We start from the raw sequence: 24893 nt of genomic DNA, 5'->3' as shown, positions 1-24893 counted from the left end.
ACACGCGGCGTGCGGGTGCGCCTCACCCCGAGGAGGCGCGGCGCCGATCAGCCGAAACGTCCCGACACGTAGTCTTCCGTGGCCTGCACGCTCGGGTTCGAGAACATCTTCGCGGTGTCGTCGTACTCGATGAGCTTGCCTGGCTTGCCGGTGCCGGCGATGTTGAAGAACGCGGTCTTGTCGCTGACGCGGCTGGCCTGCTGCATGTTGTGGGTCACGATGACGATCGTGTACTGCTGCTTGAGCTCCTCGATGAGGTCCTCGATGGCGAGCGTCGAGATCGGGTCGAGGGCCGAGCAGGGCTCGTCCATCAGCACGACGTCGGGGGAGACCGCGATGGCCCGCGCGATGCAGAGGCGCTGCTGCTGACCACCCGAGAGGCCCGAGCCGGGCTTGTCGAGGCGGTCCTTGACCTCGTTCCAGAGGTTCGCGCCCTGCAGCGACGACTCGACGAGGCCGTCCTGGTCGCTCTTCGACATGCGGCGGTTGTTGAGCTTGACGCCCGCGAGCACGTTGTCGCGAATGCTCATCGTCGGGAACGGGTTGGGGCGCTGGAACACCATGCCGACCTGTCGACGGACCAGGACGGGGTCGACGCCGGGGCTGTAGAGGTCGTTGCCGTCGATCAGCACCTCGCCCTCCACGTAGGCACCGGGGATGACCTCGTGCATGCGGTTCAGCGTGCGCAGGAAGGTCGACTTGCCACAGCCGGACGGGCCGATGAACGCGGTGACCGTGCGGGGCTCGATGGTGATGTTGACGTCTTCGACAGCCTTGAACTTGCTGTAGTAGACGTTGAGGTCGTTGACCTCGATGCGCTTGGACACGGTGATTCCTTCGGGGTGGGAGCCGGGCGGGAGCCGGGACGGGGTGTGGGTCGGGGCGGCCGGGTCAGCGGCCGAGCTTGGGGGCGAACACGCGGGCGATCAGGCGGGCCAGCAGGTTCAGCGCCATGACCATCAGGATCAGGGTGAGGGCGGAGGTCCAGGCCCGGTCGATGAAGGCCGCCGCGTCGGTGCCCTGGCTGACGTACGAGCTGTAGGCGAACACCGGCAGCGACTGCATGCGACCGTCGAAAAGGTTGTAGTTCATGCTCGCGGTGAAGCCGGCCGTGATCAAGAGCGGAGCGGTCTCGCCGATGATGCGCGCGATGGCCAGCATGACGCCGGTCGTGATGCCCGCGACCGAGGTGGGGATGACCACCTTGACGATGGTCAGCCACTTCGGGACGCCGAGGGCGTAGGCCGCTTCTCGCAACTCGTTCGGCACGAGCTTCAGCATCTCTTCCGTGCTGCGCACCACCACGGGGATCATCAGGACGGCGAGGGCCACGGAGCCGGCCGCGCCCATGCGGACCCCTTCGCCGAAGAAGATCACGAACAGGGCGTAGGCGAACAGGCCGGCGACGATCGAGGGGATGCCCGTCATGACGTCGACGAAGAACGTGATGGCGCGGGCCAGGCGGCCCTGACCGTACTCGACGAGGTAGATGGCGGTCAGCAGGCCGATCGGCACCGAGATGACGGCGGCCAGCGCCGTGATCAGCAGGGTGCCGGTGATGGCGTGCAGACCACCGCCGCCGGCTCCGACGACGTTGCGCATCGACATCGCGAAGAAGTCGGCGTCGAACCGGTTGGAGCCCGACGTGACGACGGTGAAGAGCAAGGAGACCAGCGGAACCAGCGCGATGATGAACGCCGCACTGACGGCGGTCGTGACGACGCGGTCCTTCGCACGGCGGATGCCCTCGATCTGCATCGCGACGACGAAGACGAGCACGGCGTAGAGCACGGTGCCGAGGATGATCGCCCCGACCCAGTTGAAGGAATCGGTGACGCCCGCCGCGTTCAGGAGGGCGAAGACGACGCCCATGACGACCCAGCTGCCGAGCAGGATGACGAGGGGCGCGGCCTTGGGCAGGCGCCCCGTCGTGAGGGCGTTGACCGTGCGGGTGGACCGGCGCACGCCGGCGGTGGTGGTGGCCATCAGTTCGCTCCCGAGAAGGCCTTGCGGCGGTTGATGACGTAGCGTGCGATCGAGTTGACGATCAGGGTGATGACGAACAGCACGAGGCCGGTCGCGATGAGGGTGTTGATGCCGATGTCGTGCGCCTCGGGGAACCGGAGGGCGATGTTCGCCGCGATGGTCGAGGAGTTCGTCGACGTCAGGATCGCGGGGTTGACGACGAGGGCCGGCGAGAGCACGAGCGCCACCGCCATGGTCTCGCCCAGGGCACGACCGAGGCCGAGCATCGCGGACGAGATCACTCCGGGGCGACCGAACGGCAGCACGGCGATCTGGATCATCTCCCAGCGGGTGGCGCCGAGGGCGAGGGCGGCCTCTTCGTGCAGTACCGGCGTCTGGAGGAAGACCTCACGACTCAGGGCGGTGATGATCGGCAGGATCATCACGGCGAGCACGATCGAGGCGGTCAAGAGGGTGCGACCGGTGCCCGAGACCGGGCCGGCGAAGAGCGGGAACCAGCCGAACGTGCTGACCAGCCAGTCGTAGAAGGGCTGGATCGCGGGGGCGAGCACGATGCTGCCCCACAGGCCGAAGACGACCGACGGCACGGCGGCCAGGAGGTCGATCACGTAGCCGAGCCCCTGGGCGAGCTTGCGGGGGGCGTAGTGCGAGATGAAGAGGGCGATGCCGATGGCGACGGGGAGGGCCATCAGCAGGGCGAGCGCGGCGGCGTAGACCGTGCCGAACGCCAGCGGTCCGACGTACTCCCAGAACGAACCGGGGTAACCCGAGAGCGAGACGTCCTCGGGAGCGGCCGTGAGGGCCGGGATGCTCTGCACGATGAGGAAGAGCGCGACGGCCGCGAGGATCGCGAGGATGAGACCACCGGCGACGACCGTGCTGCCCGAGAAGATCCGGTCGGCAGGACGTCGCTTGGGCTTCGGGACGACGGCGGGGGCCGAGGTCGTGGCGGGGGCGGTCATCGGACGGGGTCCTCCGGAGGCTCGGGTGGGGTTCGGGGACGAACACGGGTGCTGGTGCTGGTGCTTGTGCTGGTGGTGCCTGTCAGGCCGACGGCCCGGGAACGCCGCGGTGCGTTCCCGGGCCCCCGGGGTGGTGCCGTGTTACTTGATGAGCGCGATGGCGTCGGCGACCTGACCCGAGAGGGTGCTCGAGATCGGGGCCGAACCGGCGGCGTCGGCCGCGACCTTCTGGCCGTCCTCGCTGGTGACGTACGAGAGGTACGCCTTCACGAGCTCGCCCTTGGCGGCGTCCTCGTAGGACTCGCAGGCGATCAGGTAGCTGACCAGGACGATCGGGTAGACGCCTGCGGCGCTCGAGGTGCGGTCGAGCTCGATGGCGATGTCGCCGTCGGTGCGACCCTCTTCTTCGGGCGACTCGTCGACGATGGCGGCTGCGGCCTCGGCCGAGTAGCCGACGAAGTCGTCGCCGACCTTGACCTTGGCGACGCCGAGGTCACCGGCGCGCGAGGCGTCGGCGTAGCCGATGGTGCCGGTGCCGTTGGTGACGGCGTCGATCACGCCGGTGGTGCCCGAGGCGCCCTCGCCGCCGAACGCGGTCGGCCAGGTGCCGTCGGCCTCTTCGGTCCAGGTGTCGCCGGCCGTGGCGTGCAGGTAGTCGGTGAAGTTCTCGGTGGTGCCCGAGTCGTCCGAGCGGTGGACGGCCGTGATGCCCGTGCTGGGCAGGTCGGCGTCGGGGTTGTCGGCCTTGATCTCGGAGGCGTCCCAGGTGGTGATCTTGCCGCTGAAGATGCCGGCGAGGGTGGCGGGCGTGAGGTTGAGCTCCTTCACGCCGTCGAGGTTGAAGACGACCGCGATGGGCGAGACGTAGGCGGGCAGTTCGACGATGCCGGTGTCGGGCGTGCAGCCGGCGAAGGTGCTCGACGAGATCTCGTCGGTCTTGAACGCACGGTCGGAGCCGGCGAAGTCCGCGGCGCCCGAGATGAAGCTCTCACGGCCGCCACCCGAACCCTGCGGGTCGTAGTTGATCGTGACGTCGGGGTTGGCGGTCTGGAAGCCCGCGACCCAGGCCTCCTGCGCAGCCTGCTGCGACGAGGCGCCGATGCCCGAGATGGAGCCGGAGAGGTCGCTGGCCGATGCGTCGCCCGAGGGCGAAGCGCCGCCTTCGTTGCTGGCGCAGGACGCGAGGAGCATGGTTCCGACCGCGGCGATCGCGACGATGCTGCCGGTGCGCTTGAAGTTCACAGGGGGGTCCTTTTCGGGATGTGATGGCTGGGTGCTGTGGGCCAGGTGCCGACCCGTGCGAGACGCTACGGCGACGGGTTAACCACGGTCGCCTGCCCCGGTGAACGGAAGGTGAACGAGGGGGGAACATCGGCCCGGACAGGCGCGTCCGGACGGCGGTCGACCCCGGCCCGGTGCGGGCGGGGGTCGACCGTCTCGGCGTCGCGGCGAGCCGAGGAGGCGCGGGTCAGGCGGCCGGGCCGTGCGTCTCGATCGCCACGAGCGCCGTGTCGTCGACCGAGACGTGCAGCACCGTGAACTCGGCCGTGCCGAGCGACGAGGCACGGCGCAGATCGATGCGGTCGCCCCCCTTGGTGCCCAACGAGATCTGTCGGATGACCTCGGGCAGCACCGGGCCGTGGCTGCAGATGACGGCCGCGGCCTTCTTCTTGAGGCGCTTCTTGACGACGCCGGCGACGTCGTCCGTGCCCTGCTCGAAGGCGTCCTGGCTGATCGCGTCGGTCTGCTTGACGCCGACCCGGGTCAGCTCGGAGAGGGGCTCGAGGGTGGCCAGGCACCGCGCCGCCGTGCTGCTGACGATGCGGGTGGGGGCCCAGGCGGCGATGACGGGGGCGACCGACCTCGCCTGGCGGCGGCCCTGGGGCAGCAGGGGGCGCGTGGCGTCCGAGCCGTGCCAGTCGGACGGCGAGGTCGTCTTGGCGTGGCGCAGGGCCACGATCGGGAAGGTGCGGGCCGTGCCCGTCGCCACCCGGTCGGCGAAGCGCTGCAGCACGTCGGCGTCGCGGGCGTAGGTCAGCATGGCCTTCGCCTTCTCGATGCCGACCCACTCGATGGCCGCGACCTCGTGGTTGGGCGTGAACGTCCCGGCCGCGGCGAAGGACTCGTCGGTCACCTCGGCGGACCAGTAGTGCACCACCTTGTCGCGACCGCCGGGCAGCAGGTACTCGGCCGTGCCGAGCGGGGCGCCCAGCGTCACCCGGTAGCCCGTCTCTTCGTGGATCTCGCGCACGGCCGTCTGCGGCGTCGCCTCGCCCGGGTCGACCTTGCCCTTCGGCAGCGAGACGTCGCCGTGGTGGTCGCGGTGGATCAGCAGCACCCGGACCTTGCCGTCGACCAGGCGCCAGCAGACGGCACCCGCAGCGACGACCGTCGTCGAGGTGATGGTCATCGCTTGGAGCGCTTCCGCTGCGTGATGGCCTTCATCTGGGCGTTCTGCAGATCGGTCAGCGAGCGGCCGTCGGCGTCACGCGCGTGGCGGGTCCAGGTGCCGTCGGCCTCGAGCCACCACGAGGCGGTCTCGTCCGACATCGCCTGCTCGAACAGGTCGGCGACCTCGGCGAGGTGGTCGGCCTGCGTCAGACGCACCAGGGCCTCGACGCGACGGTCGAGGTTGCGGTGCATCATGTCGGCGCTCCCGATGAAGACCTGCGGGTCGCCGTCGTTGAGGAACCAGAACAGACGGCTGTGCTCGAGGTACCGCCCGAGGATCGACCGCACCCGGATGTTCTCGCTCAGGCCCGGCTCGCCCGGCTTGATGGTGCAGATGCCGCGCACCCAGACGTCGACGGGCACACCCGCCTGGCTCGCCTTGTAGAGGGCGTCGATGATCTGCTCGTCGACGATGGAGTTGATCTTGATGCGGATTCCCGCGGGTCGGCCGGCCTGGGCGTTCTCGATCTCGTTCTGGATCTGCTTGAGCAGACCTCGGCGGAGGTAGCGGGGGGCCACGAGCAGCCGCTTGAACTTCTTCTCGATCGCGTAGCCCGACAGTTCGTTGAACAGGCGCGTCAGGTCTTTCCCGACCTGGTCGTCGGCGGTGAAGAGCCCCATGTCTTCGTAGATGCGGCTGGTCTTCGGGTTGTAGTTGCCCGTTCCGATGTGCGTGTAGTGCTTGAGCGTGCCCTTCTCCTGGCGGATGACCAGGGCGAGCTTGCAATGGGTCTTGAGCCCGACGAGGCCGTAGACGACGTGCACGCCGGCCTTCTCGAGCTTGCGGGCCCAGGTGATGTTGTTCTGTTCGTCGAACCGCGCCTTGACCTCGACCAGCGCGAGGACCTGCTTGCCCGCCTCGGCGGCGTCGATGAGCGCCTCGATGATCGGGCTGTCGCCGCTGGTGCGGTAGAGCGTCTGCTTGATGGCCAGCACGTTGGGGTCGGCCGCGGCCTGTTCGAGGAACGCCTGCACGCTGGTCGCGAACGACTCGTACGGGTGGTGCACGAGGATGTCCTGCCGGGCGATGCTCGCGAACATGTCGGGCTTCATGTTCGGCTCGGTCTGCTGCAGCTGCACGGCGGTGGTCGGCAGGTGCTTGGGGTACTTGAGGTCGGCCCGCGGCATCTTGGTGATCTCGAACAGGCCGGCCAGGTCGAGCGGGGCCGGCAGCTTGTAGACCTCTTGATCGGTCACGTCGAGTTCGCGCACGAGCAGCTCGAGCGTGACCGGGTCCATGTCGTCGGTGATCTCGAGGCGGATCGGCGGACCGAACCGGCGGCGCAGCAACTCGCGCTCGAGGGCCTGGATGAGGTTCTCCGACTCGTCCTCGTCGACCTCGACGTCCTCGTTGCGGGTGACGCGGAACACGTGGTGCTCGACGACCTCCATGCCGGGGAAGAGGTCTTGCAGGTGGTTGGCGATCAAGTCCTCGAGGGGGATGAACCGCACGCGCCCGCTGTCGTTGTCGGGCAGCTGCACGAAGCGCGGCAGCATCTGCGGCACCTTGAGGCGCGCGAACTCCTGTCGCATCGTCTTGGGGTTGCGGACGCGGATGGACAGGTTCAGGGACAGCCCCGAGATGTAGGGGAAGGGGTGGGCCGGGTCGACCGCCAGGGGCATGAGGACGGGGAAGATCTGCTCGGCGAAGATCTCGCGCATGCGGACCCGGTCGGCCTCTTCGAGGTCGGACCAGTTCTCGATGTGGATGCCCGCGTCGTCGAGGTCGGGCTTGACCAGGTCGAGGAACGCCCGGGCGTGGCGCTCTTGCAGCTCGTGGGCCTTCCGGTTGATGTCGGCCAGCACCTCGTTCGGCCCGCGCCCCACGTTGGTCGGCACGGCGAGGCCCGTCGCGATGCGGCGCTTGAGGCCGGCGACCCGCACCATGAAGAACTCGTCGAGGTTGCTCGCGAAGATCGCGAGGAAGTTGGCCCGTTCGAGCAGCGGCGTGGTCGGGTCTTCTGCGAGCTCGAGCACGCGCTGGTTGAACGCGAGCCAGCTCAGCTCGCGGTCGAGGTAGCGCTCGGCCGGCAGGGTGCCGTCCTCGAAGCTGACGATCTCGTCGAAGTCGTCGAGGAAGTCGGGGGTGACGCCGGCGCCGTCGACGCGGGGTTCGCTGCTGTCCATCGCACCATCGTGCCACCCCCGACCGCCCCGCAGCGTCGTCCCGGGTAAACGCGAGATGACGTGTGGACACCCGGGCGCGGGGGAGGAGCGGTCGAGCGGACGACGACGCCCCCGCCGGGTGGGCGGGGGCGTCGACGTACTGGTGGTGTCGTGCCTACTTCTCTTCGTTCTTCAGGGCGAGGCCCAGGGCGAAGAAGGTCGGCGCCCAGTGGCCGATGAAGATGCCCCAACGGTCGGACTGGGCCTTGTCGGACGAGTCCTTGCCCTGCGAGGCGATCCAGGCCACGAGGGCGATCACGATCGAGGCGAAACCGCCCCAGTAGGCGTGCTTGCTCTGGAGGCCGAGATCGGAAAGGAACTTGACGGGGTTCATGCTGTTCTCCTGACGATGGGATGCGTGCCTTGCGCGGTGCCTCAATCCACTCCCCGGTGCTGGGAGTGCGGTGGCAGGTCGGCTCGGTCCACAGGAGTAGGTGCCGTCGCCCCGCTTCTGTACCCCGGTTGTACCCCTCGGGTCAGGTGAGTGGCGTGGCGACGCTCGAGGTGAACGTGGCGCCGTCGGCGGTCACGTCGCTGATGAGACCGCCCACCCGCACCGGCACGGGGGCGAGCGAGCCGTAGACGCCGCTGTTGCCCGCAGCGTCGACGCCCTGGGCGGTGAAGGAGGCCGAGCCCGGAGTCGTGGTGGTCACCGTCCACCCGCCGTCCTGCCAGTCGCCGACGGTGAACTGCGGCGCGGACTCGAGGGTCCACTTCTGGCCGGACAGCGTGTACCGACCGGACTCCGTGTCGTACAGGCCGAAGCTGCAGCCCTCGGGACGCAGGTCGGTCGAGGCGATGCAGCCCGCCACCCAGGCGTCGACGGCCGCGGTCGCCGCCTCGGTGCCGGCGGGCGTGAGTGCGGTCGTGAGCAGGGTCGGTTGGGCGATGGCGTCGGCGCCTTCGACCACGGCCGTGGCGGCGGTCGCCGAGTACGACTCGTTCTCGGCGGCGAGGGCGACCTCGTAGCTGCCGGGGAAGGCCTTGAGGCTCACCGATCCGTCGGACCCCCGGGTCACGGGGGCCCCGTCGACGGCGATCTCCGCCGATGCCGGTCCGGCGACCTGCACCGAGACCGTGCCGAGGTCGACCGGCTGGAGCGCCCATCGGTCGAAGAAGAGCAGATCGCGCCCGTCGCGCACGAGCCTGAACTCCTGGGCGTGGGTCGACCCGTCGCCGCGGTGCACGACGGTCTCGACCTGCGCGTCGTCCCCGTCGGTCGAGACGGCACCCACCTGGAACCCGTCGACCCGGTCGCCGGCCGCGGCATAGGCCACGTCGGTCAGCAGCACGTCGCCCTTGGCGACCTCGGTGCCGTCGAGCGCGAGTGCGCGTTCGACCTCGCCGGCCTGGACTGCGCCGAGGTAGTCGCGGACGGTCGCCTCGGGCCGGTGGGAGGCGCTCATCGTGGCGAACGTCACGGCACCCGCCACGACCAGCACGAGCAGCAGGGCTGCTCCACCGATCAGGCCGATCAGCAGTCGTCGACGTCGTGCGGCCTCTTCGGGCGTCCTCGGTGCCGGGGGAGTCGGGGCCTGCGCGTACGCGAACTGCGAGGTCGGCTGGCCCGAGGCGTCGTACGGCTGCTGGTACGCCCCCTGCGGCTGTCCCTGGTCGCCCGGCTGCGGCGAGGAGCCGTAGAGCTGGTCCCCGTAGCCGGTCGCCTGGTGCGGGTTCCCCTCGGGCTGCTGCCCGTACGGCAGTCCCTGGTACGGGAAAGCGGCGGGCTGCTCGTGCCCCCCGGCCGGTGCCACGTCGTGCTGCGGCTCGTCGTGCCCCTGGTCGTCGCCGTCCGGTCTGGTCTGATCGGTCATGATGCCCCCTCGATCGCTGTCATCCGATCCGCAGCATATCGGTGGACCGGAGGGGCCCGCACCCCCCGAGGACGGGCCGTGCCCGGGCGGGGTTCAGCGGGTGAGGGTGTACTGCACGTCGACGGCGTGGTCCGTGAACCCGCGGGCCGCATAGAGCCGGAGGGCGGCGGTGTTGTCCCCTTCGACGTACAGCGCCGCGGTGCCGGCACCGCGCTCGGCGAGGCGCGCGAACCCGGCGTCGACCACCGCGCCTCCGAGTCGTTCGCCCTGGTGGTCGGGCGAGACGCCGACCGCGTAGAACTCCCCGGGCTGGCCCTCGTCGAGCTTCAGCCAGCAGAAGGCCAGCAGGTCGTCGCCGCGCCAGAGCAGGAGGAAGTCGTCGGCGTCGAACCACGACTCGGCCTGCCGGGCGTCGAGGTCCGCCTGGACGAGCGAGCCTTGCTCGGGGTGGTCGGCGAACGCGCGGGCGTTGAGGTCGAGCCAGGCCTCGTCGTCGACTCCCGGCCGGAACGAGGCGACCCGGTCGGCGTCGCGGAGGCGGGGCGCACGGGGTTCGGCGGGGACGTCGGCACGCTGTTGCAGCAGGCGACGGGTCTCGGCGAGGCCGAAGCGCGCGGCGAGCACGCGGGAGCCGGGGTGGTCACCGTGTGCCCAGAAGAGCAGCGGGCCCTCGGTCTCGTCGACGAGTCGTTGCAGCAACTCGGCACCGCGACCCTGTCGGCGGTCGTCGGGATGCACGACGAGCTCGGCCTCGCCCTCGCGCAGCACCGCCGCGGCGTGCGCGTCGCCGACGACGGTCGCGACGCCCGACCGGACGTCGACCAGGGTCTGGTCGGAGAACGGCGGGCTGCCGTCGGCCGTGGTGGCCGCTCGGGCGAGCGTGGGCACGAAGGAGGCGCCGGTCGCGTCGGCGGCGTCGGTCACCGCGACACCGTGCTCACGAGACGACCGCCTGGGCGTCGTCGTCGTAGACGTTGAACCGGTAGCCCACGTTGCGCACCGTGCCGATCAACGACTCGAGGTCGCCGAGCTTGGCCCGGAGTCGTCGGACGTGCACGTCGACCGTGCGCGTGCCGCCGAAGTAGTCGTAGCCCCAGACCTCGCTGAGCAGCTGTTCACGGGTGAAGACGCGGGAAGGATGCGTGGCGAAGAAGCGCAGCAGCTCGAACTCTTTGAAGGTGAGGTCGAGGGGGCGACCGTGCACCTTCGCCGAGTAGCTGGCCTCGTCGATGACGACACCGGAGGCGTGGATCTTCGAGCCGTTCTGCGACTGCGCGAGACGACCGGTGACCAGTCGGATGCGGGCGTCGATCTCGGCGGGGCCGGCCGTCTCGAGGATGACGTCGTCGACGCCCCACTCGCTGTTGACGGCAGTCAGCCCGCCCTCGGTGAGCACCAGGACGAGCGGCACCGTGACGCCCGTGGTCCGCAGGATCTTGCAGAGCGACTTGGCGCTGGCGAGGTCGACGCGGGCGTCGACGAAGATCAGGTCGCTCGAGGGGGCGTTCACCAGTTGCGCGGGTTCGGCCGGGATCTGCCGGGTACGGTGGCTTAGCAGGGCGAGAGACGGCAGGACCTCGGGGCCGCCCGCAGACGTCAGTACCAAGAGCTGCGCCACACGACCTCCAGTGAATGTACTGTCGAGCAGTCTAAAACATGAGACACCGCCACTCCGACCATCCGATGCTAGGGCAGGTCGGCAGAACGGCGGACACGAACGAGGGACGAACGGTGCAGACAGGCGAACGAGACGTCGACGCGACGACGGCACGGCTCAAGCCGATCACGGTCGTCCCGGTCTGGGCCGCCACGCTCGTCGTGGCCGTGCTGATCGGCCTGCGGTCGCCCGCCTCCGAGTACTGGGACCACGTCGTCCTGGCCCTCGGCGGGGCCATCGTCCTCACCTTCGTGCTGCAGCTCGCCACGAGCCAGAAGGACGGCCTGGTCTCACGCACGATGCTCAGCACCTGCGGCAGCCTGGTGATCCTGGCCGTCTTGACGGGCGTCTTCGCACTCGTCTGAACGCCCGACCTCCGGCTCGTCTGAACGGTCGCCCCGAAGGGCTGGGCACGTCCGCGGTCGCCGGGTAGGCTCGACGGCATGGATTCCCTGCTCGCACTCGAGGTGTTCTACATCGGGCTCCTCGGCCTCGCCACCCTCGCCATCGGCTTCGTCTCGGTCGTCGTCCTGCTCAAGTTGTTCAAGGGTCAGCGCTGACCGCTCCATGATCGACATCCCCACCGACCTGCCGTCCGAGCTCGTCCCCCTCTCGTGGTTGATCGGCGTCTGGCAGGGCACCGGCGTCGTCGACTACAAGATCGGCGAGGGCGACCCCGACTCCGAACCGGGCACCGAGCGTCGCACCCACGAGTTCGGGCAGCGCATCAGCTTCAGCCACGACGGCCTGCCGTTCCTCAACTACAGCTCGTTCACCTGGCTGCTCGACGACGAGCACACGCCACTGACGAGCGAGACGGGCTACTGGCGGCTCGAACGTCCGGCCGAGCCGGGTGACCGCGGCCCGGGGATGCTGCCCGGCGTCGGCGTCCAGCCCTTCACGTCGGCCCGGGCGGTCGAGATCCTCCGCACGCCCGACGACGGCTTCGGCCTCGAGGTGCAGATCGCCCACCCGACCGGCGTGAACGAGCTCTACCTCGGTCGGGTCAAGGGGCCGCGGATCGACCTCGCGACCGACGCCGTCGTCCGGTCGAGCAACGCGAAGGAGTACTCGGCGGCCACCCGCATGTACGGCCTCGTCGAGGGCAAGCTCTTCTGGGCATGGGACATCGCGGCCCTCGGGCAAGAACTGCGCTCGCACGCATCCGGGCAGCTGGCGCGCGTTGACTGACGTCGGCGGCCCGTCCCTCGACACCACGGGTCCCGTGGTCTCGCCCTTCTCATCCCGTGACGGCTTCGTCGACGACGGCTCGGGCGTGGCGTCCCACTACGGCAATCCTCTCGGCGAACAGCGGCTGCTCGCCCGGGGGGCGGCGATCGTCGACCTCTCCGATCGTGGCGTGCTGACCGTCACGGGGCCGGACCGGCTCAGCTGGCTCAACTCGCTGACGAGCCAGGCCCTGGTCGGTCTCGCGCCGGGCGTCTCGACCGAGACCCTGCTGCTCGACGCCAACGGCCGCCTCGAGCACGCCGCCCGCGTCCTCGACGACGGCGAGACCACCTGGCTGCTCGTCGACCGCTCCGAGGTCGAACCGCTCGGCACCTGGCTCGACCGGATGCGCTTCATGCTGCGCGTCGAGGTCGCCGACCGCACGGCCGACGTCGCGACGATCGGCTCGATGCACGACCTGCTCGACGGCCCCGACGACCCCGACGGCTCCGACGGCTCCGCTCCGCTCGTCCCGGTCCTGACGTCACACGACACGGCGCTCGTCTGGGTCGACCCCTGGCACGAGGTCGCGGCCGGCGGTCACAGCTACGCCGACTCCGACCGTCACCCGGGTCACGACTGGACCTACCGCGAGAGCCTCGTCCGGCGCTCCGACCTCGACGCCCTCGCCGCGTCGCCGGCCGACCGGCTCGCCGTCGCGGGCACCCTCGCCCTCGAGGCCCTACGCATCGAGGCCTGGCGTCCCCGACTCTCGACCGAGGTCGACGAGCGGACCATCCCGCACGAGCTCGACTGGATGCGCAGCGCCGTCCACCTCACCAAGGGTTGCTACCGCGGGCAAGAGACCGTCGCCAAGGTGCACAACATCGGTCACCCGCCGCGTCGGCTCGTCATGCTCCACCTCGACGGCAGCGACGGCGTGCTGCCCCCGCGCGGTGCCGAGGTCGTGCTGGCCCCGGTCGCCGGCGGTGCCCCCGACGCGGCCGCCACCGCAGGAGGCGCGGTGTCCGATCCCGAGGCGACCGCACCCAAGTCGGTCGGGCACGTCACGAGCGTCGCCCTGCACCACGAGCTGGGCCCGGTGGCCCTCGCGCTCGTCAAGCGCGGCACCGACGAGGCCGCACCGCTGGCCGTCGTCGTCGACGACCTGATGATCGCCGCTGCGCAAGAGATCGTCGTGCCCGCCTCGGCTGGTGCCGCCGCAGGCGTTCCCCGGTTGCCGCGCCTCGGCGCCGTCCGCCGCTGACGGCCTGGTGACGCGGTGCACCCGGGCCCGGTCGTGACCGGGCCGACGCGCGGCGGCGGGCTGCGACGCGGCTGGCACCGCGCCTCCTCGTCCTTCGACGTGCGCGACGCGACGGCGCGGACGATCGCGTCCGGTCCGGCGATCGTCCAGATCGTGCTCGCCGTGGCGGGGGCCTACGCCATCACGCACTACGGACTCGGGCACGCGGTCCCCCTGCTGGCCGTGACCGTCACGATCTCGTCGCTCGGCCTGGCCCGTGACGCCCGTCCGCGTCGGGTGCTCGAGAACGCGGTCGGCGTGCTCATCGGCATCGCGCTCAGCGAGGTTCTGCTCATGGTGGTGGGCAAGGGGCTGTGGCAGATCGCCCTGGTGCTGTTCGTGACGCTCCTCGTCGCCCGGTTCTTCTCGTCGAGCAGCGCCTTCGCGGCGGCCGCCGCGACCCAGTCGATGCTCGTCATGCTGCTGCCCGACCCCGACGGAGGGGCGTTCGTCCGCAGCATCGACGGCGCGGTCGGGGGAGCGGTGGCGTTGCTCGTCACGGCGATCGTGCCGCGCGACCCGGTCGGCCTGGCCCGCCACGACGCCCGGCGCCTGTTCGACGAGCTCGACCGGGCCTTCGCGGCGCTCGTCGGCGCCCTCCGCGCCGACGACGCCCCGCGGGCCGACGACGCCCTCGAGCGGTTGCGGTCGACCCAGCCGGTGCTCGACGACTGGTCGTCCACCCTCGAGTCCGCCGAGTCGATCGCGCGGCTGTCACCGTTCCTCCGCTCCCGGTTGCCCGACCTGCGGCAGCAGGCGACGGTCCGGCGCTACGTCGACCTCGCCGTGCGCAACCTGCGCGTGGTGGCGCGACGGCTCGACACGCAGCTCGGCGACGGCGTCGACCGGTCGGCCCTGGCCGACCTCCTCGAGTCGACCTCGCGCGCGGTCGCCGTGCTGGGCCGGTCGGTGCACGACGTCGAGCAGCGGCCCGTCGCCCGTGAGGCCCTGTCGGCCGTCGCCCGTCGACTCGATCCGACGGTCGTGCTGCCCGGGGCACCCGTGACCGAGGCGATGGTCGTGCTGATGCTGCGCCCGCTGCTCGTCGACCTGCTCATGGCCACCGGCCTGGACCACGACGAGGCCCGAGGCCGACTCGCCCACGTCTGAGGACACCCGCCCCGCCCCGCCCCGACCCGACCCGGCTCGCCCCGACCCCCCGACCGGGCTCGACCCGGCTCAGTCGCGCGGCGTCACGGCGGCCCAGGGCAGCGAGAGCTCGCCGAGCCGCCAGCGGGACCGCCCGCCGAGCACCGGCCAACCCATGTCGCGGAGCCCCTGCACCGTCGCGAGCCACCGTTGGACCGGCCCGTAGACCGAGAGCGGGGCCGCCACCGCCCACTGCCGGTCGAGGTCGACGAGCAGGTCGTGCACGCGCTCACCCGGCACGTTGCGGTGGATCAGGGCCTTGGGCAGCCGTTCGGCCACGATCGAGGGCAGCTCGAGCCCGGCCAGGCGCAGCGAGATCGTGAACGTCGTGGGCCCCTCGGGGGTCACGTCGATCCAGCTCGCGACTCGCCCCACCTCGTTGCAGGTGCCCTCGACGAGGACGCCTCCGGGCTGCAGCCGGCCGGTCATCAACGCCCAGGCGTCGGCGACCTGGGACTCGTCGTACTGCCTGAGCACGTTGAACGCCCGGATCACCGCGGGTCGCCGGTCGCCGTCGAGCGGCACCTCGAAGCCGCCCCGCCGGAAGCTCACGCCCGGCCGCGCCGAGAGGCTCGCCAGCCGGACGCGCTCGGGCTCGATCTCGATGCCCACGACCTCGACGTCGTCGCGCACCTTCAGGAGGCGCTGGTGCAGTTCGAGAGGAGTCGTCGCGCTCGCCCCGTACCCCAGGTCGACGACGAGCGGGTCGTCCGCCCGCCGGAACGACGGGTGCGCGGCGATCCAGCGATCGACGCGGCGCAGGCGGTTGGTGCCGGTCGTCCCTCGCGTGACGGAACCGATGGGCATGAGCCAAGTCTGCCATCGGGCCGTCGCGATACGCTGGCGGCATGACTTCGACCCTCATCCTCCTGCGTCACGGCAACAGCGAATGGAACGCGAAGAACCTCTTCACCGGATGGGTCGACGTGCGGCTCACCGAGCAGGGCCGCGCCGAGGCCAAGCGTGCCGGCGAGCTGCTGCGCGAGGCCGACCTGCTGCCCGACATCCTCTACACGTCGCGCCTGACCCGGGCGATCCAGACCGCCGACATCGCCCTCGACGAGGCCGACCGCCTCTGGATCGACGTCAAGCGGTCGTGGCGACTCAACGAACGCCACTACGGGGCGCTCCAGGGCAAGGACAAGGCGCAGACGCTCGAGCAGTACGGGCCCGAGCAGTTCCAGACCTGGCGTCGCTCGTTCGACGTGCCGCCGCCCCCGCTCGACGACGAGAGCGAGTTCTCGCAGGCGCACGACAAGCGCTACGCCGAACTCGGCATCGACGCCCCGCGCACCGAGTCGCTCGCCCTCGTCATCGAGCGCATGCTGCCCTACTGGAACAGCGACATCACCGAGAGCCTGGCCGCCGGTGACGTCACCCTCGTCGTCGCACACGGCAACTCGCTGCGTGCGCTGGTGAAGCACCTCGACGGCATCGGCGACGACGAGATCGCCGAGCTGAACATCCCCACGGGCATCCCGCTCGTCTACGAGCTCGACGACGACTTCGTGCCCACCGGCCCGGCCCGCTACCTCGACCCCGAGGCCGCCGCCGCCGGTGCCGCCGCGGTCGCGAACCAGGGCAAGAAGTAGCGCCTCCCGACGTTCCCGCGCCCCGCGCCCCGTTCTCGGGGGCGTGGGGCGCTTCGGCGTCCGGCACCCCCGGCGCCACAGGGTTCGGGGCGGTCGTCAGACGAACCGCTCGCTGATCTGCACGACCAGGTCGTCCATGTCGACGGGTGCGCTCGTGTCGACGCGGATCACGGGCCAGTCGCCGAGTGGCCCGGCCGCGGCGGCCCACGTCGGCCACGAGGCCCGGGCCGATTCGACCGTGCCGTGCGCCGGGTGACGACCGCCGGCCGCGAGCCGGTCGACCACGCGCTGCAGCGCGGTGTCGGGGTCGACGTCGCACCACACCTCGACCGTGCGGGGCGACCCGGCACGCTCGACGCCGGCCCGGGCGAACTCGAGGTCGCGCTCCCGGTGCCAGAAGGCGTCGACGACGACGCCCGCCTCGACCTCGCCCGCCATCGCCCAGACGGTGTCCATCGCGATGCCACCGAGGGCCTCGGGGGCGATCATCGGCCCGGCCAGGTCGACCAGCGCCTCCTTGACGGGGTCCTTCGCGAGCAGCGGGCACCCGAGCACCCCGGCGAGCGTGGCCGAGAGGGTGGTCTTGCCCGATCCGGGCAGACCGTTGACGAGGATCGCGACTGAAGCCATGCCCCCATCCTCGCGGACGACGCAGGCCCGACCGGACGCAGGAGGCGCGGTGCCCGTCGAACGGTCACCGCGCCTCCTGTGGTCCGAGGGTCGATCAGACCTCGGGCGCGACCCAGTCGCCGGTCGCGAGGTACTGGACCTTCTTGGCGATCGAGACGGCGTGGTCGGCGAAGCGCTCGTGGTAGCGCGACGCGAGGGTGGAGTCGACCGTGTCGACGGCCGCGCCCTTCCAGGTCTCGCCGAGCACCTTGTCGAAGACGCTGAGGTGCAGCTCGTCGATGCGGTCGTCGTCGTTGCGGATCTCTTCCGCCAGGCGGACGTCCTCGGTCGTGAGCAGCTCGGTGAGCTTGTTCGCGATGGCGACGTCGAGCTCGCCGAGCTCTTTGAACGTCGGACGCAGCGACTTGGGCACGACCTTCTCGGGGAACCGGTAGCGGGCGAGCTGGGCGATGTGCTCGGCCATGTCGCCCATGCGCTCGAGCGAGGCGCTGATGCGCAGCGCGCTTACCACGATGCGCAGGTCGCGGGCGACCGGGTTCTGGCGGGCCAGGATGTCGATGGCCAGCTCGTCGAGGGCGATGGCGCGCTCGTCGATCTTGTCGTCGTCGGCGATGACCTGCTCGGCCAACGAGACGTTCGACTCGTTGAAGGCCGTGGTCGCGTTCGCGATCGAGACGGCGACGAGGCCGGCGATCTCGACGAGACGCTCCTGCACCTCCAGGAGTTCCTGCTGGAATACCTCGCGCATGTCGTGTTCGACCCTCTCGTCGTGGGGGCTCGGTGGCCCTGGGAGCACGGTGGCTGTGAGCGACGTGCGGGTCGCACGGTCGGCTCGTGACGTGGGGCAGAGTCGCCCGCACAGTCCCGACGATGGTCTCCGGTGAAGGTTAACGACCGGTGATCACCGCCTGAACTCTGACCAAAGTACAGCGGATGGGACGACCTCCCGTTCATCCGCCCGCTGGGGGGTCACTACTGTGAACGACATGGAATCCGCCTGGCTGGTGCCGTTGTCGCTGGCCTTCGGGGTCGTCGTCGGCGCCGCGATCGTGGTGGTCGTCGTCTCGGCCCACCGACGAGCCGTGCGTGCGGCGGCACTCGTCGACGTCGCCCTGCCCGACGGCATCGACGCCGTGCTCGACGCACTCGAGTCGGCGGGCCTCGTGGTCGACCCGTCGGGCAACGTGCTCAAGGCCTCGGCGGCGGCACGTCAGCTCGGCCTGGTCTCGGCCCAACAGCACCTCGTGCACCCCGAGGTCGAGACGATCGTGGACGCGGTGCGTCGGCACGGCGACCCGGTGGTCGAAGAGCTCACCCTCCCGCGCCTGCCCGGCAGCGAGGCCACCATCGCCGTGCACGTGCGGGCTGCCGCACTCGGTGGACGATTCGTGCTGGTGCTCGCCGAGGACCGCACCGAGGGTCGTCGGCTCGACGACATGCGCCGTGACTTCGTCGCGAACATCAGCCACGAGCTCAAGACGCCGATCGGGGCCGTCGGCCTGCTCGCCGAGGCGCTGGAGTCCGCGTCGTCCGACCCCGAGCAGGTGCGCCACTTCGCCGCTCGGCTGACCCGTGAGGCCGGCCGCCTCGGCCGCCTCACGCAGGACATCATCGAGTTGTCGCGTCTGCAGGCGACCGACGCCCTCGAGACCAGCGAGTCGGTCGACGTGCGCCACGTGGTCGACACCGCCGTCGACCGCAACCGCGTGGGTGCCGAGGCGAGGGGCATCGACCTCGTCGTCCGGGGTGGCAAGCACGCGCACGTGATCGGTGACCAGGCGATGCTCGTCACGGCCGTCGACAACCTGGTCGCCAACGCGATCAACTACTCGCCGGACGGTTCGCGGGTCGGCATCGGCGCCACCCTCGACCAGGCCGGCGTGGTCGAGATCTCGGTGACGGACCAGGGCTACGGCATCCCCGACGACGAGCTCGACCGGGTGTTCGAGCGGTTCTACCGGGTCGATCCGGCCCGGTCGAGACGGACCGGCGGCACGGGACTCGGACTCGCCATCGTGAAGCACGTGGTGCAGAACCACGGCGGCGACGTGCGCGTCTGGTCGCAGGTCGGCAAGGGGTCGACCTTCACCCTGCGCCTGCCGGCGGCGGACGTCGACCCCGTCACCCGATCGATCCCGACCACGGCCGCCTCGGCACCCGAGCACCAGGAGACACGATGACCATGGAGACCCGATGACCCACATCTTGATCGTCGAGGACGAAGAGTCCCTCAGCGAGCCGCTCGCCTACATCCTGCAGCGCGAGGGCTACCAGGTGAGCGTGGCCGAGGACGGACCGGCCGCCGTCGCGGCGTTCGACAAGACCGGTGCCGACCTCGTGCTGCTCGACCTCATGCTCCCGGGCATCCCGGGCACCGAGGTCTGCCGCGTGATCCGCACGAGGTCCCAGGTGCCGATCGTCATGCTCACCGCCAAGGACAGCGAGGTGGACATCGTGGTCGGCCTCGAGCTGGGTGCCGACGACTACGTCACGAAGCCGTACTCGACCCGGGAGCTGCTCGCCCGCATCCGGGCCGTGCTGCGCCGCCGCGTCGACCCCGACGACCTGTCCGACTCGATGCTCGAGGCAGGCGACATCCGCATGGACGTCGAGCGTCACGTGGTGACGGTCCGCGGGGACGACGTCGCCATGCCCCTCAAGGAGTTCGAGCTTCTCGAACTGCTCATGCGCAACGCCGGTCGCGTGCTCACCCGCGGTCAGCTGATCGACCGGGTCTGGGGTTCGGACTACTTCGGCGACACCAAGACGCTCGACGTGCACATCAAGCGCATCCGCTCGAAGATCGAGGCCGTACCGTCCGAGCCGAAGGCGCTCGTCACGGTGCGCGGTCTCGGCTACCGCATCGAGGCCTGATCCCGAGGGCGGGCCGTCGGCCCGTCCCCACCGCGCCGACGGCCCCGAGGAGGCGCGGTGCACGGAGTACGCGAGAGGCCCGGCACCGCACTCGGCGGGCCGGGCCTCTCGGCTGACGTGGGGGAGACGCTACGGCGTCGGCGACGAGGAGGGCGCTTGCTGGGTCGCCTCGGGCAACGGCGTCGACGACGGCGTGGCCTCGCCGGACGGCGTGGGCGAGGGCAGCAGGGTGGCGTACTCGCCCAGCGCGCCCGTGAGGACGGGCACGACGAACGACTTGCCGGTCTCGCTGCCGTACTGGACGAAGATCGTCACGAGGGCACCCGGGTCGGAGTCGAGGGACTCCATGAGGAACTGGTCCTGACCGGGCTCGGTGCCCAGCGAGACCTGCGACGAGCCGTCGACGTCGACGGTCTGGGTCTTCTTGCCGTCGGTCGTGGGGTACTCGAACGAGACCTCGGCGGCCTCGTCGCTCGTGTTGAGCACGACCATGCTGAGGCTGGCGGTGCCGCCGTCGCCCTCGCTCGCGGTGAGGGCGATCGCGTTGCGCACCTGGATGGCGCCCACGTTGACGCTCGTGCCGTCGCTCGCGTCGTACTGCTTGGTGGTGGCCTGGGGGCTGATGAAGTTGCAGCCGGCGGCGGTCAGGACGACCACGGCACCGACGGCGGCGGCCGAGACGAGCCGCGTCGTCAAGCCACGCGACTTCAGGGTTGGGGCTCGCACAGGTGTCCTCCAGGATCAGCGTCACGACAAACGTACGTCGTCCAGCTTATCCGCGCCCGCAGGGGTCGGTTCCTTAGGGCAGCCTTACCAACGACGGCTTATGGTATCCTGGGTGTCGCAGAATGGAGCCTGATTCATGCAGTTCGAGGTCGGCGAGACCGTTGTATACCCGCACCACGGGGCAGCGACAATCTCAGAAGTCAAGAAGCGGATCATCAAGGGCGAAGAGAAGCTGTACCTCAAGCTTCGCGTCACCCAGGGTGATCTGACCATCGAAGTACCCGCAGACAACGTCGACCTGGTCGGCGTGCGAGACGTCATCGGCAAAGAAGGGCTGGACCGCGTCTTCGACGTGCTCCGCGCCCCCTTCACCGAAGAGCCGACCAACTGGTCGCGCCGCTACAAGGCGAACCTCGAGAAGCTCGCCAGCGGTGACGTCATCAAGGTGTCCGAGGTCGTCCGCGACCTCTGGCGTCGCGATCAGGACCGTGGCCTCTCGGCCGGCGAGAAGCGCATGCTCGCCAAGGCTCGTCAGATCCTGATCAGCGAGCTCGCGCTCGCCGAGAAGACCGACGAAGAGAAGGCGTCGAGCGTCCTCGACGAGGTCCTTGCGTCCTAGCACTCCCGACGACCGCTCGGTCGACGACGGCGGGGTCCACACCCCGTCCGCCGCCGGTCGGGCGGTCGTCGTCGTTGCGGCCGGAAGCGGCACGCGCCTCGCCCTCGGCAAGCCGAAGGCCTTCGTCGAGGTGGCCGGGCGCAGCATCCTCGAACGCTCGCTCGACGCCGTCTTCGCCTCGGCCGTGCCGACGCAGGTCGTCGTCGTCGTGCCCGAGGCGCTCGTCGACGAGTCCCGCACCCTCGTCGACGCCCTCGCCGGCCCGGCCCGTGACTACGCCTCCGTCGTCGTCGGCGGTGCCACCCGCCAGCAATCGGTCGCCGCCGGCCTGACGGCCCTGGGGCCCGACGTCGAGACCGTGCTCGTCCACGACTGCGCCCGACCGTTCACGCCCACCGCCCAGTTCGACCTGGTCGCGACGACCGTCGAGGCGAGCGGTGACGGCGTCGTCCCGGGGCTGCCGGTCACCGACACGATCAAACGCGTCGACGCTGACGCCGCCTTCGTCGTCGACACCGTCGACCGCAGCGAACTCGTCGCCATGCAGACGCCGCAGGGGTTCCCGCGCGCCGCCCTCGACCACGCCTACGCGACGGCGTCCGTCGAGCACACCGACGACGCGGCGCTCTTCGCCGCCGCCGGTCACCGCGTCCGCGTCGTGGCGGGCGACCCCGTGGCCTTCAAGATCACCACCCCGTGGGACCTGCGCCGGGCCGAGACGATCGTCGCCGAGACCGAGGCGACCCGGCCGGGTCCCGAGGCGAGCGGTGGACCGGCCCCGCGCCTCCTGACCGGGGTCGGCACCGACGTCCACGCGTTCGACGCGGCCCAGCCGATGCACCTCGGGCTGCTGCACTTCCCGGGCGAGGCGGGCCTCGCGGGCCACAGCGACGGCGACGCGGTCGCCCACGCGATCGTCGACGCCCTGCTCTCGGCCGCGGGCCTCGGCGACATCGGGTCGAGTTTCGGCACCGACGACCCCCGGTTCGCCGGGGCGTCCGGCGACGTCTTCCTCACGGCGACCCTCGAGCTGCTCGCGGCGGCGGGGGCCGCTCCGGTCAACGTCGCCGTCCAGGTCGTCGGCAACCGGCCCCGGCTGTCCTCCCGCCGCGTCGAGATGCAGGCGGGGCTGACGCGCGTGGTCGGCGCCCCGGTGAGCGTGTCGGCCACGACGACCGACGGGCTCGGCTTCACCGGTCGGGGCGAGGGCGTGGCTGTGATCGCGACGGCACTCGTCACGCGCGACGGGTCGTCCGCGGGCCACGGGGCGTCCCCGGGCGACGCGACCGAAGCCGCGTCAAATAGGCTGATCACGTGACCATCAGGCTCTACGACTCCCGTCAGCAGACGCTCGTCGACTTCGTCCCGCTCGTGCCCGGCCAGGTCGGGCTGTACGTCTGCGGACCCACCGTCCAGTCGTCGCCCCACATCGGGCACCTGCGCTCGGCCCTGGTCTACGACCTCTGGCGTCGGTGGTTCACCTACCGTGGCCTCGACGTCACCCTCGTGCGCAACGTCACCGACATCGACGACAAGATCCTCGCGCTGGCCGCCGACACGACCGAAGAATGGTGGGCGCGCGCCTACCGCTACGAACTCGAGTTCACCGCCGGCTACCAGGCGCTCGGCATCCTGCCGCCGACCTACGAGCCCCGGGCGACCGCCAGCGTCAGCGAGATGCAGCAGATCATCACGACGCTGCTCGAGAAGGGGCACGCCTACGTCGCCCCGGACGGCTCGGGCGACGTCTACTTCGACACCGCCGCCTGGCCGACGTACGGTGCCCTGACCAACCAGTCGATCGACGACATGGCACCCGCCGCCGACGCCGACCCGCGGGGCAAGCGCGACTCCCGCGACTTCGCCCTCTGGAAGGGCCACAAGGCCGACGAGCCCGTCTCCGCCTCGTGGGCCTCGCCCTGGGGTGAAGGGCGACCGGGCTGGCACATCGAGTGCTCGGCGATGTCGGCCCGCTACCTCGGCGAGGCGTTCGACATCCACGGCGGCGGGCTCGACCTGCGGTTCCCGCACCACGAGAACGAGCTGGCGCAGTCGACCGCGGCCGGCATGGGCTTCGCCTCGTACTGGATGCACAACGGCCTCGTCGCCGTCGAGGGCCAGAAGATGTCGAAGTCCCTCGGCAACTCGATCTTCGCCGCCGACTTCCTGGCGCAGGCCCGGCCCGTCGTCGTCCGCTACTTCTTCAGCGCCGCGCACTACCGGTCGACCATCGACTACCACGAGGGCGCGCTGCTCGAGGCCGAGGCAGCCCTCGACCGCGTCGAGACGTTCCTCGAACGGGCTCAGCGTCGCCTCGCCGACACGCGCTTCGCCGGGGTCGGTGCCCGCGTCGTGCCCGACGAGTTCGGCGAGGCGATGGACGACGACCTCAACGTCCCCCAGGCCGTGGCCGTGCTGCACGACACGGTGCGCGCCGGCAACGTGGCCCTCGACGACGGCGACCTCGACACCGCCGCGCGCTCCTGGCAGCACGTGGCCGCCATGGTGGCCGTGCTCGGCATCGACCCGACGGCGCCCGAGTGGCGCGCCGGTGACGAGGTCGACGCGCACCGCGCGCTCGGCACGCTCGTCGACGTACTCTTGGCCGAACGCCAGCAAGCCCGGGCCGATCGCGACTTCTCGCGGGCCGACGAGATCAGAGGCGTCCTGACGGGCGCCGGCATCACCATCGAAGACACCCCCAGCGGGTCGCATTGGAGCCTCGAACAGTGAAGAACACCAGCGGAGCACGCAAGGGCCGTCCCGGCAGCAGTGCCGTGCGTCAGGGCAGCAAGGGCAAGCAGGTCGGCAGCGGCGGCCAGGGGCGCCAGGCGCTCGAGGGCAAGAAGCCCACCCCCGCGGCGGAGGACCGCCCGTACCACCCCGCGGGCAAGGCCAAGGCGGCGCGCGAGCGACTCGAGGCGGCCCGTGGTCGTGGCGGAGCCGGTCCCCGTGCCGGGTCGCCGATCGCCGGTCGAGGCGGACCGGACGCCCCCCGTCGTCGCCCCAAGTCGGCCGACGACCACGAGATGGTGACCGGTCGCAACTCCGTCGTCGAGGCCCTGCGGACGCGCATCCCCGCCACGACGCTCTACATCGCGGCCCGCATCGAGATGGACGAGCGCACGAAAGAGATCCTGCAGCTCGCCACCCGCCGCGGCCTACCGATCCTCGAGGTCATGCGCCCTGAGCTCGACCGCATCACCGGGCACGACTCCGTGCACCAGGGCGTCGCGCTCAAGGTGCCGCCGTACGAGTACGCGCACCCCGTCGACATGCTCGAGGCCGCGGTCAAGCGCCAGCAGAAGCCGCTCTTCGTCGCGCTCGACGGCATCACCGACCCGCGCAACCTCGGAGCGATCATCCGCTCGGTGGCCGCGTTCGGCGGGCAGGGCGTCATCGTCCCGCAGCGTCGTTCGGTCGGCCTGACGGCGTCGGCCTGGAAGACCTCGGCCGGTGCGGCCGCGCGCATCCCCGTCGCGATGGCGTCGAACCTGACCCAGACCCTCAAGTCGTTCAAAGAGCAGGGCGTGTTCGTCGTGGGCCTCGACGGTGACGGCGACGTCATGCTGCCGGGGCTGGAGCTCGCCGACCGCCCGATCGTGGTCGTCGTCGGCAGCGAGGGCAAGGGCCTGTCGCGCATCGTCGCCGAGACCTGCGACGCGATCGTGTCGGTGCCGATCACCGGTGCCGTCGAATCGTTGAACGCCGGCATAGCGGCCTCGGTCACGTTGTACGAGATCTCGAAGCTCCGCGCCGAGCGCAAGAAGAAGTAGCGAGGGCGCCCGCGA

The 24893-nt window shown here is 70.7% G+C and carries 25 protein-coding genes; 11 read left to right on the top strand and 14 right to left on the bottom strand.

Annotation, left to right across the window (positions count from 1 at the left end; translation table 11 throughout):
* Positions 1-47: 47 nt before the first annotated feature.
* The 10 genes from pstB to IFT79_RS03335 all read right to left on the bottom strand — a co-directional run bounded on the left by pstB (position 48) and on the right by IFT79_RS03335 (position 10997).
* Positions 48-827, bottom strand: a complete 780-nt coding sequence (gene pstB / locus IFT79_RS03380) for a phosphate ABC transporter ATP-binding protein PstB (RefSeq protein ID WP_043597259.1) — start codon at positions 825-827, stop codon at positions 48-50.
* A gap of 64 nt (positions 828-891) precedes the next feature.
* The gene (gene pstA / locus IFT79_RS03375; RefSeq protein ID WP_056043244.1) at positions 892-1986 is read right to left on the bottom strand and encodes a phosphate ABC transporter permease PstA; all 1095 of its coding nucleotides are present in this window, start codon (positions 1984-1986) and stop codon (positions 892-894) included.
* Positions 1986-2948, bottom strand: a complete 963-nt coding sequence (gene pstC / locus IFT79_RS03370; RefSeq protein ID WP_056043239.1) for a phosphate ABC transporter permease subunit PstC — start codon at positions 2946-2948, stop codon at positions 1986-1988. Before pstC ends, pstA begins: the two co-directional genes overlap by 1 nt.
* A 141-nt stretch (positions 2949-3089) precedes the next feature.
* On the bottom strand, positions 3090-4190 hold the full coding sequence (locus IFT79_RS03365) for a phosphate ABC transporter substrate-binding protein PstS (RefSeq protein ID WP_446718849.1): 1101 nt from the start codon (positions 4188-4190) through the stop codon (positions 3090-3092).
* 226 nt (positions 4191-4416) lie between these two features.
* The gene (locus IFT79_RS03360; protein WP_056043236.1) at positions 4417-5358 is read right to left on the bottom strand and encodes an NUDIX hydrolase; all 942 of its coding nucleotides are present in this window, start codon (positions 5356-5358) and stop codon (positions 4417-4419) included.
* Positions 5355-7526 carry an RNA degradosome polyphosphate kinase gene (locus IFT79_RS03355; protein WP_056043235.1) on the bottom strand — a complete coding sequence of 724 codons (2172 nt, stop codon included), beginning with the start codon at positions 7524-7526 and terminating at the stop codon, positions 5355-5357. Before IFT79_RS03355 ends, IFT79_RS03360 begins: the two co-directional genes overlap by 4 nt.
* Before the next feature lie 154 nt (positions 7527-7680).
* Complete coding sequence (locus IFT79_RS03350) at positions 7681-7899, bottom strand: hypothetical protein (protein WP_054146872.1); 219 nt, start codon at positions 7897-7899, stop codon at positions 7681-7683.
* A gap of 142 nt (positions 7900-8041) precedes the next feature.
* Positions 8042-9379, bottom strand: coding sequence for a hypothetical protein (locus IFT79_RS03345; RefSeq protein ID WP_192122900.1), 1338 nt, complete (start codon positions 9377-9379; stop codon positions 8042-8044).
* A gap of 93 nt (positions 9380-9472) precedes the next feature.
* Positions 9473-10303 (bottom strand): mycothiol synthase, encoded by an 831-nt coding sequence (mshD, locus tag IFT79_RS03340; RefSeq protein WP_159827662.1) that lies wholly within the window; start codon positions 10301-10303, stop codon positions 9473-9475.
* Positions 10304-10316: 13 nt separating this feature from the next.
* The gene (locus IFT79_RS03335; protein ID WP_056043227.1) at positions 10317-10997 is read right to left on the bottom strand and encodes a winged helix-turn-helix domain-containing protein; all 681 of its coding nucleotides are present in this window, start codon (positions 10995-10997) and stop codon (positions 10317-10319) included.
* A gap of 113 nt (positions 10998-11110) precedes the next feature.
* On the opposite strand from IFT79_RS03335, the gene IFT79_RS03330 reads away from it, so the two are divergent.
* The 4 genes from IFT79_RS03330 to IFT79_RS03315 all read left to right on the top strand — a co-directional run bounded on the left by IFT79_RS03330 (position 11111) and on the right by IFT79_RS03315 (position 14622).
* Positions 11111-11401, top strand: coding sequence for a hypothetical protein (locus tag IFT79_RS03330; RefSeq protein ID WP_192122899.1), 291 nt, complete (start codon positions 11111-11113; stop codon positions 11399-11401).
* A 202-nt stretch (positions 11402-11603) separates the two neighbouring features.
* On the top strand, positions 11604-12227 hold the full coding sequence (locus IFT79_RS03325) for an FABP family protein (RefSeq protein WP_043597230.1): 624 nt from the start codon (positions 11604-11606) through the stop codon (positions 12225-12227).
* Positions 12220-13473 carry a CAF17-like 4Fe-4S cluster assembly/insertion protein YgfZ gene (gene ygfZ, locus IFT79_RS03320; RefSeq protein ID WP_199859379.1) on the top strand — a complete coding sequence of 418 codons (1254 nt, stop codon included), beginning with the start codon at positions 12220-12222 and terminating at the stop codon, positions 13471-13473. Before IFT79_RS03325 ends, ygfZ begins: the two co-directional genes overlap by 8 nt.
* Positions 13474-13506: 33 nt before the next feature.
* Complete coding sequence (locus IFT79_RS03315) at positions 13507-14622, top strand: FUSC family protein (protein ID WP_162234585.1); 1116 nt, start codon at positions 13507-13509, stop codon at positions 14620-14622.
* Positions 14623-14691: 69 nt separating this feature from the next.
* On the opposite strand, the gene IFT79_RS03310 is transcribed toward IFT79_RS03315, so the two are convergent.
* Complete coding sequence (locus IFT79_RS03310) at positions 14692-15468, bottom strand: hypothetical protein (RefSeq protein ID WP_056043213.1); 777 nt, start codon at positions 15466-15468, stop codon at positions 14692-14694.
* Positions 15469-15509: 41 nt separating this feature from the next.
* On the opposite strand from IFT79_RS03310, the gene IFT79_RS03305 reads away from it, so the two are divergent.
* Positions 15510-16253 carry a phosphoglyceromutase gene (locus tag IFT79_RS03305; protein WP_192122898.1) on the top strand — a complete coding sequence of 248 codons (744 nt, stop codon included), beginning with the start codon at positions 15510-15512 and terminating at the stop codon, positions 16251-16253.
* A 96-nt stretch (positions 16254-16349) separates the two neighbouring features.
* On the opposite strand, the gene IFT79_RS03300 is transcribed toward IFT79_RS03305, so the two are convergent.
* Together IFT79_RS03300 and phoU are read right to left on the bottom strand one after the other, a co-directional pair.
* Entirely contained in the window at positions 16350-16883 is a 534-nt protein-coding gene (locus IFT79_RS03300) for an AAA family ATPase (protein WP_192122897.1), read from the bottom strand.
* A gap of 94 nt (positions 16884-16977) precedes the next feature.
* Entirely contained in the window at positions 16978-17631 is a 654-nt protein-coding gene (gene phoU, locus IFT79_RS03295) for a phosphate signaling complex protein PhoU (protein ID WP_043597221.1), read from the bottom strand.
* A 238-nt stretch (positions 17632-17869) separates the two neighbouring features.
* Between phoU and IFT79_RS03290 the strand changes: the two genes are divergently transcribed.
* Together IFT79_RS03290 and IFT79_RS03285 are read left to right on the top strand one after the other, a co-directional pair.
* Entirely contained in the window at positions 17870-19063 is a 1194-nt protein-coding gene (locus IFT79_RS03290; protein WP_056044479.1) for a sensor histidine kinase, read from the top strand.
* A gap of 13 nt (positions 19064-19076) precedes the next feature.
* Positions 19077-19757, top strand: a complete 681-nt coding sequence (locus tag IFT79_RS03285) for a response regulator transcription factor (RefSeq protein ID WP_056043202.1) — start codon at positions 19077-19079, stop codon at positions 19755-19757.
* 129 nt (positions 19758-19886) lie between these two features.
* Here IFT79_RS03285 and IFT79_RS03280 read toward each other — a convergent pair whose 3' ends face one another.
* On the bottom strand, positions 19887-20453 hold the full coding sequence (locus tag IFT79_RS03280) for a hypothetical protein (protein ID WP_192122896.1): 567 nt from the start codon (positions 20451-20453) through the stop codon (positions 19887-19889).
* A gap of 166 nt (positions 20454-20619) precedes the next feature.
* Between IFT79_RS03280 and IFT79_RS03275 the strand changes: the two genes are divergently transcribed.
* From IFT79_RS03275 to rlmB, 4 genes are read left to right on the top strand one after another with little or no spacing between them, the layout of a single operon-like run.
* Entirely contained in the window at positions 20620-21102 is a 483-nt protein-coding gene (locus IFT79_RS03275; protein WP_043597211.1) for a CarD family transcriptional regulator, read from the top strand.
* Positions 21092-22420, top strand: coding sequence for a 2-C-methyl-D-erythritol 4-phosphate cytidylyltransferase (ispD, locus tag IFT79_RS03270; RefSeq protein ID WP_192122895.1), 1329 nt, complete (start codon positions 21092-21094; stop codon positions 22418-22420). The genes IFT79_RS03275 and ispD overlap by 11 nt, the downstream gene beginning before the upstream one ends.
* The gene (gene cysS, locus IFT79_RS03265; protein WP_192122894.1) at positions 22417-23835 is read left to right on the top strand and encodes a cysteine--tRNA ligase; all 1419 of its coding nucleotides are present in this window, start codon (positions 22417-22419) and stop codon (positions 23833-23835) included. The genes ispD and cysS overlap by 4 nt, the downstream gene beginning before the upstream one ends.
* The gene (gene rlmB / locus IFT79_RS03260; RefSeq protein ID WP_056043187.1) at positions 23832-24878 is read left to right on the top strand and encodes a 23S rRNA (guanosine(2251)-2'-O)-methyltransferase RlmB; all 1047 of its coding nucleotides are present in this window, start codon (positions 23832-23834) and stop codon (positions 24876-24878) included. The genes cysS and rlmB overlap by 4 nt, the downstream gene beginning before the upstream one ends.
* Positions 24879-24893 lie beyond the last annotated feature (15 nt).

It is taken from the genome of Frigoribacterium sp. CFBP 8759, assembly GCF_014841655.1.
Lineage (GTDB): Bacteria > Actinomycetota > Actinomycetes > Actinomycetales > Microbacteriaceae > Frigoribacterium.
This window is presented reverse-complemented; position numbering and strand designations above follow the sequence as displayed.

What these genes read in the sequence shown, in the direction of transcription:
- IFT79_RS03310 (WP_056043213.1), bottom strand. Translation starts at nt 15,468, where the DNA reads ATGCCCATCGGTTCCGTCACGCGAGGGACGACCGGCACCAACCGCCTG.
- IFT79_RS03325 (WP_043597230.1), top strand. Translation starts at nt 11,604, where the DNA reads ATGATCGACATCCCCACCGACCTGCCGTCCGAGCTCGTCCCCCTCTCG.
- IFT79_RS03360 (WP_056043236.1), bottom strand. Translation starts at nt 5,358, where the DNA reads ATGACCATCACCTCGACGACGGTCGTCGCTGCGGGTGCCGTCTGCTGG.
- pstC (WP_056043239.1), bottom strand. Translation starts at nt 2,948, where the DNA reads ATGACCGCCCCCGCCACGACCTCGGCCCCCGCCGTCGTCCCGAAGCCC.
- IFT79_RS03285 (WP_056043202.1), top strand. Translation starts at nt 19,077, where the DNA reads ATGACCCACATCTTGATCGTCGAGGACGAAGAGTCCCTCAGCGAGCCG.
- IFT79_RS03350 (WP_054146872.1), bottom strand. Translation starts at nt 7,899, where the DNA reads ATGAACCCCGTCAAGTTCCTTTCCGATCTCGGCCTCCAGAGCAAGCAC.
- pstA (WP_056043244.1), bottom strand. Translation starts at nt 1,986, where the DNA reads ATGGCCACCACCACCGCCGGCGTGCGCCGGTCCACCCGCACGGTCAAC.
- IFT79_RS03345 (WP_192122900.1), bottom strand. Translation starts at nt 9,379, where the DNA reads ATGACCGATCAGACCAGACCGGACGGCGACGACCAGGGGCACGACGAG.
- IFT79_RS03290 (WP_056044479.1), top strand. Translation starts at nt 17,870, where the DNA reads ATGGAATCCGCCTGGCTGGTGCCGTTGTCGCTGGCCTTCGGGGTCGTC.
- IFT79_RS03300 (WP_192122897.1), bottom strand. Translation starts at nt 16,883, where the DNA reads ATGGCTTCAGTCGCGATCCTCGTCAACGGTCTGCCCGGATCGGGCAAG.
- IFT79_RS03305 (WP_192122898.1), top strand. Translation starts at nt 15,510, where the DNA reads ATGACTTCGACCCTCATCCTCCTGCGTCACGGCAACAGCGAATGGAAC.
- IFT79_RS03275 (WP_043597211.1), top strand. Translation starts at nt 20,620, where the DNA reads ATGCAGTTCGAGGTCGGCGAGACCGTTGTATACCCGCACCACGGGGCA.
- IFT79_RS03355 (WP_056043235.1), bottom strand. Translation starts at nt 7,526, where the DNA reads ATGGACAGCAGCGAACCCCGCGTCGACGGCGCCGGCGTCACCCCCGAC.
- phoU (WP_043597221.1), bottom strand. Translation starts at nt 17,631, where the DNA reads ATGCGCGAGGTATTCCAGCAGGAACTCCTGGAGGTGCAGGAGCGTCTC.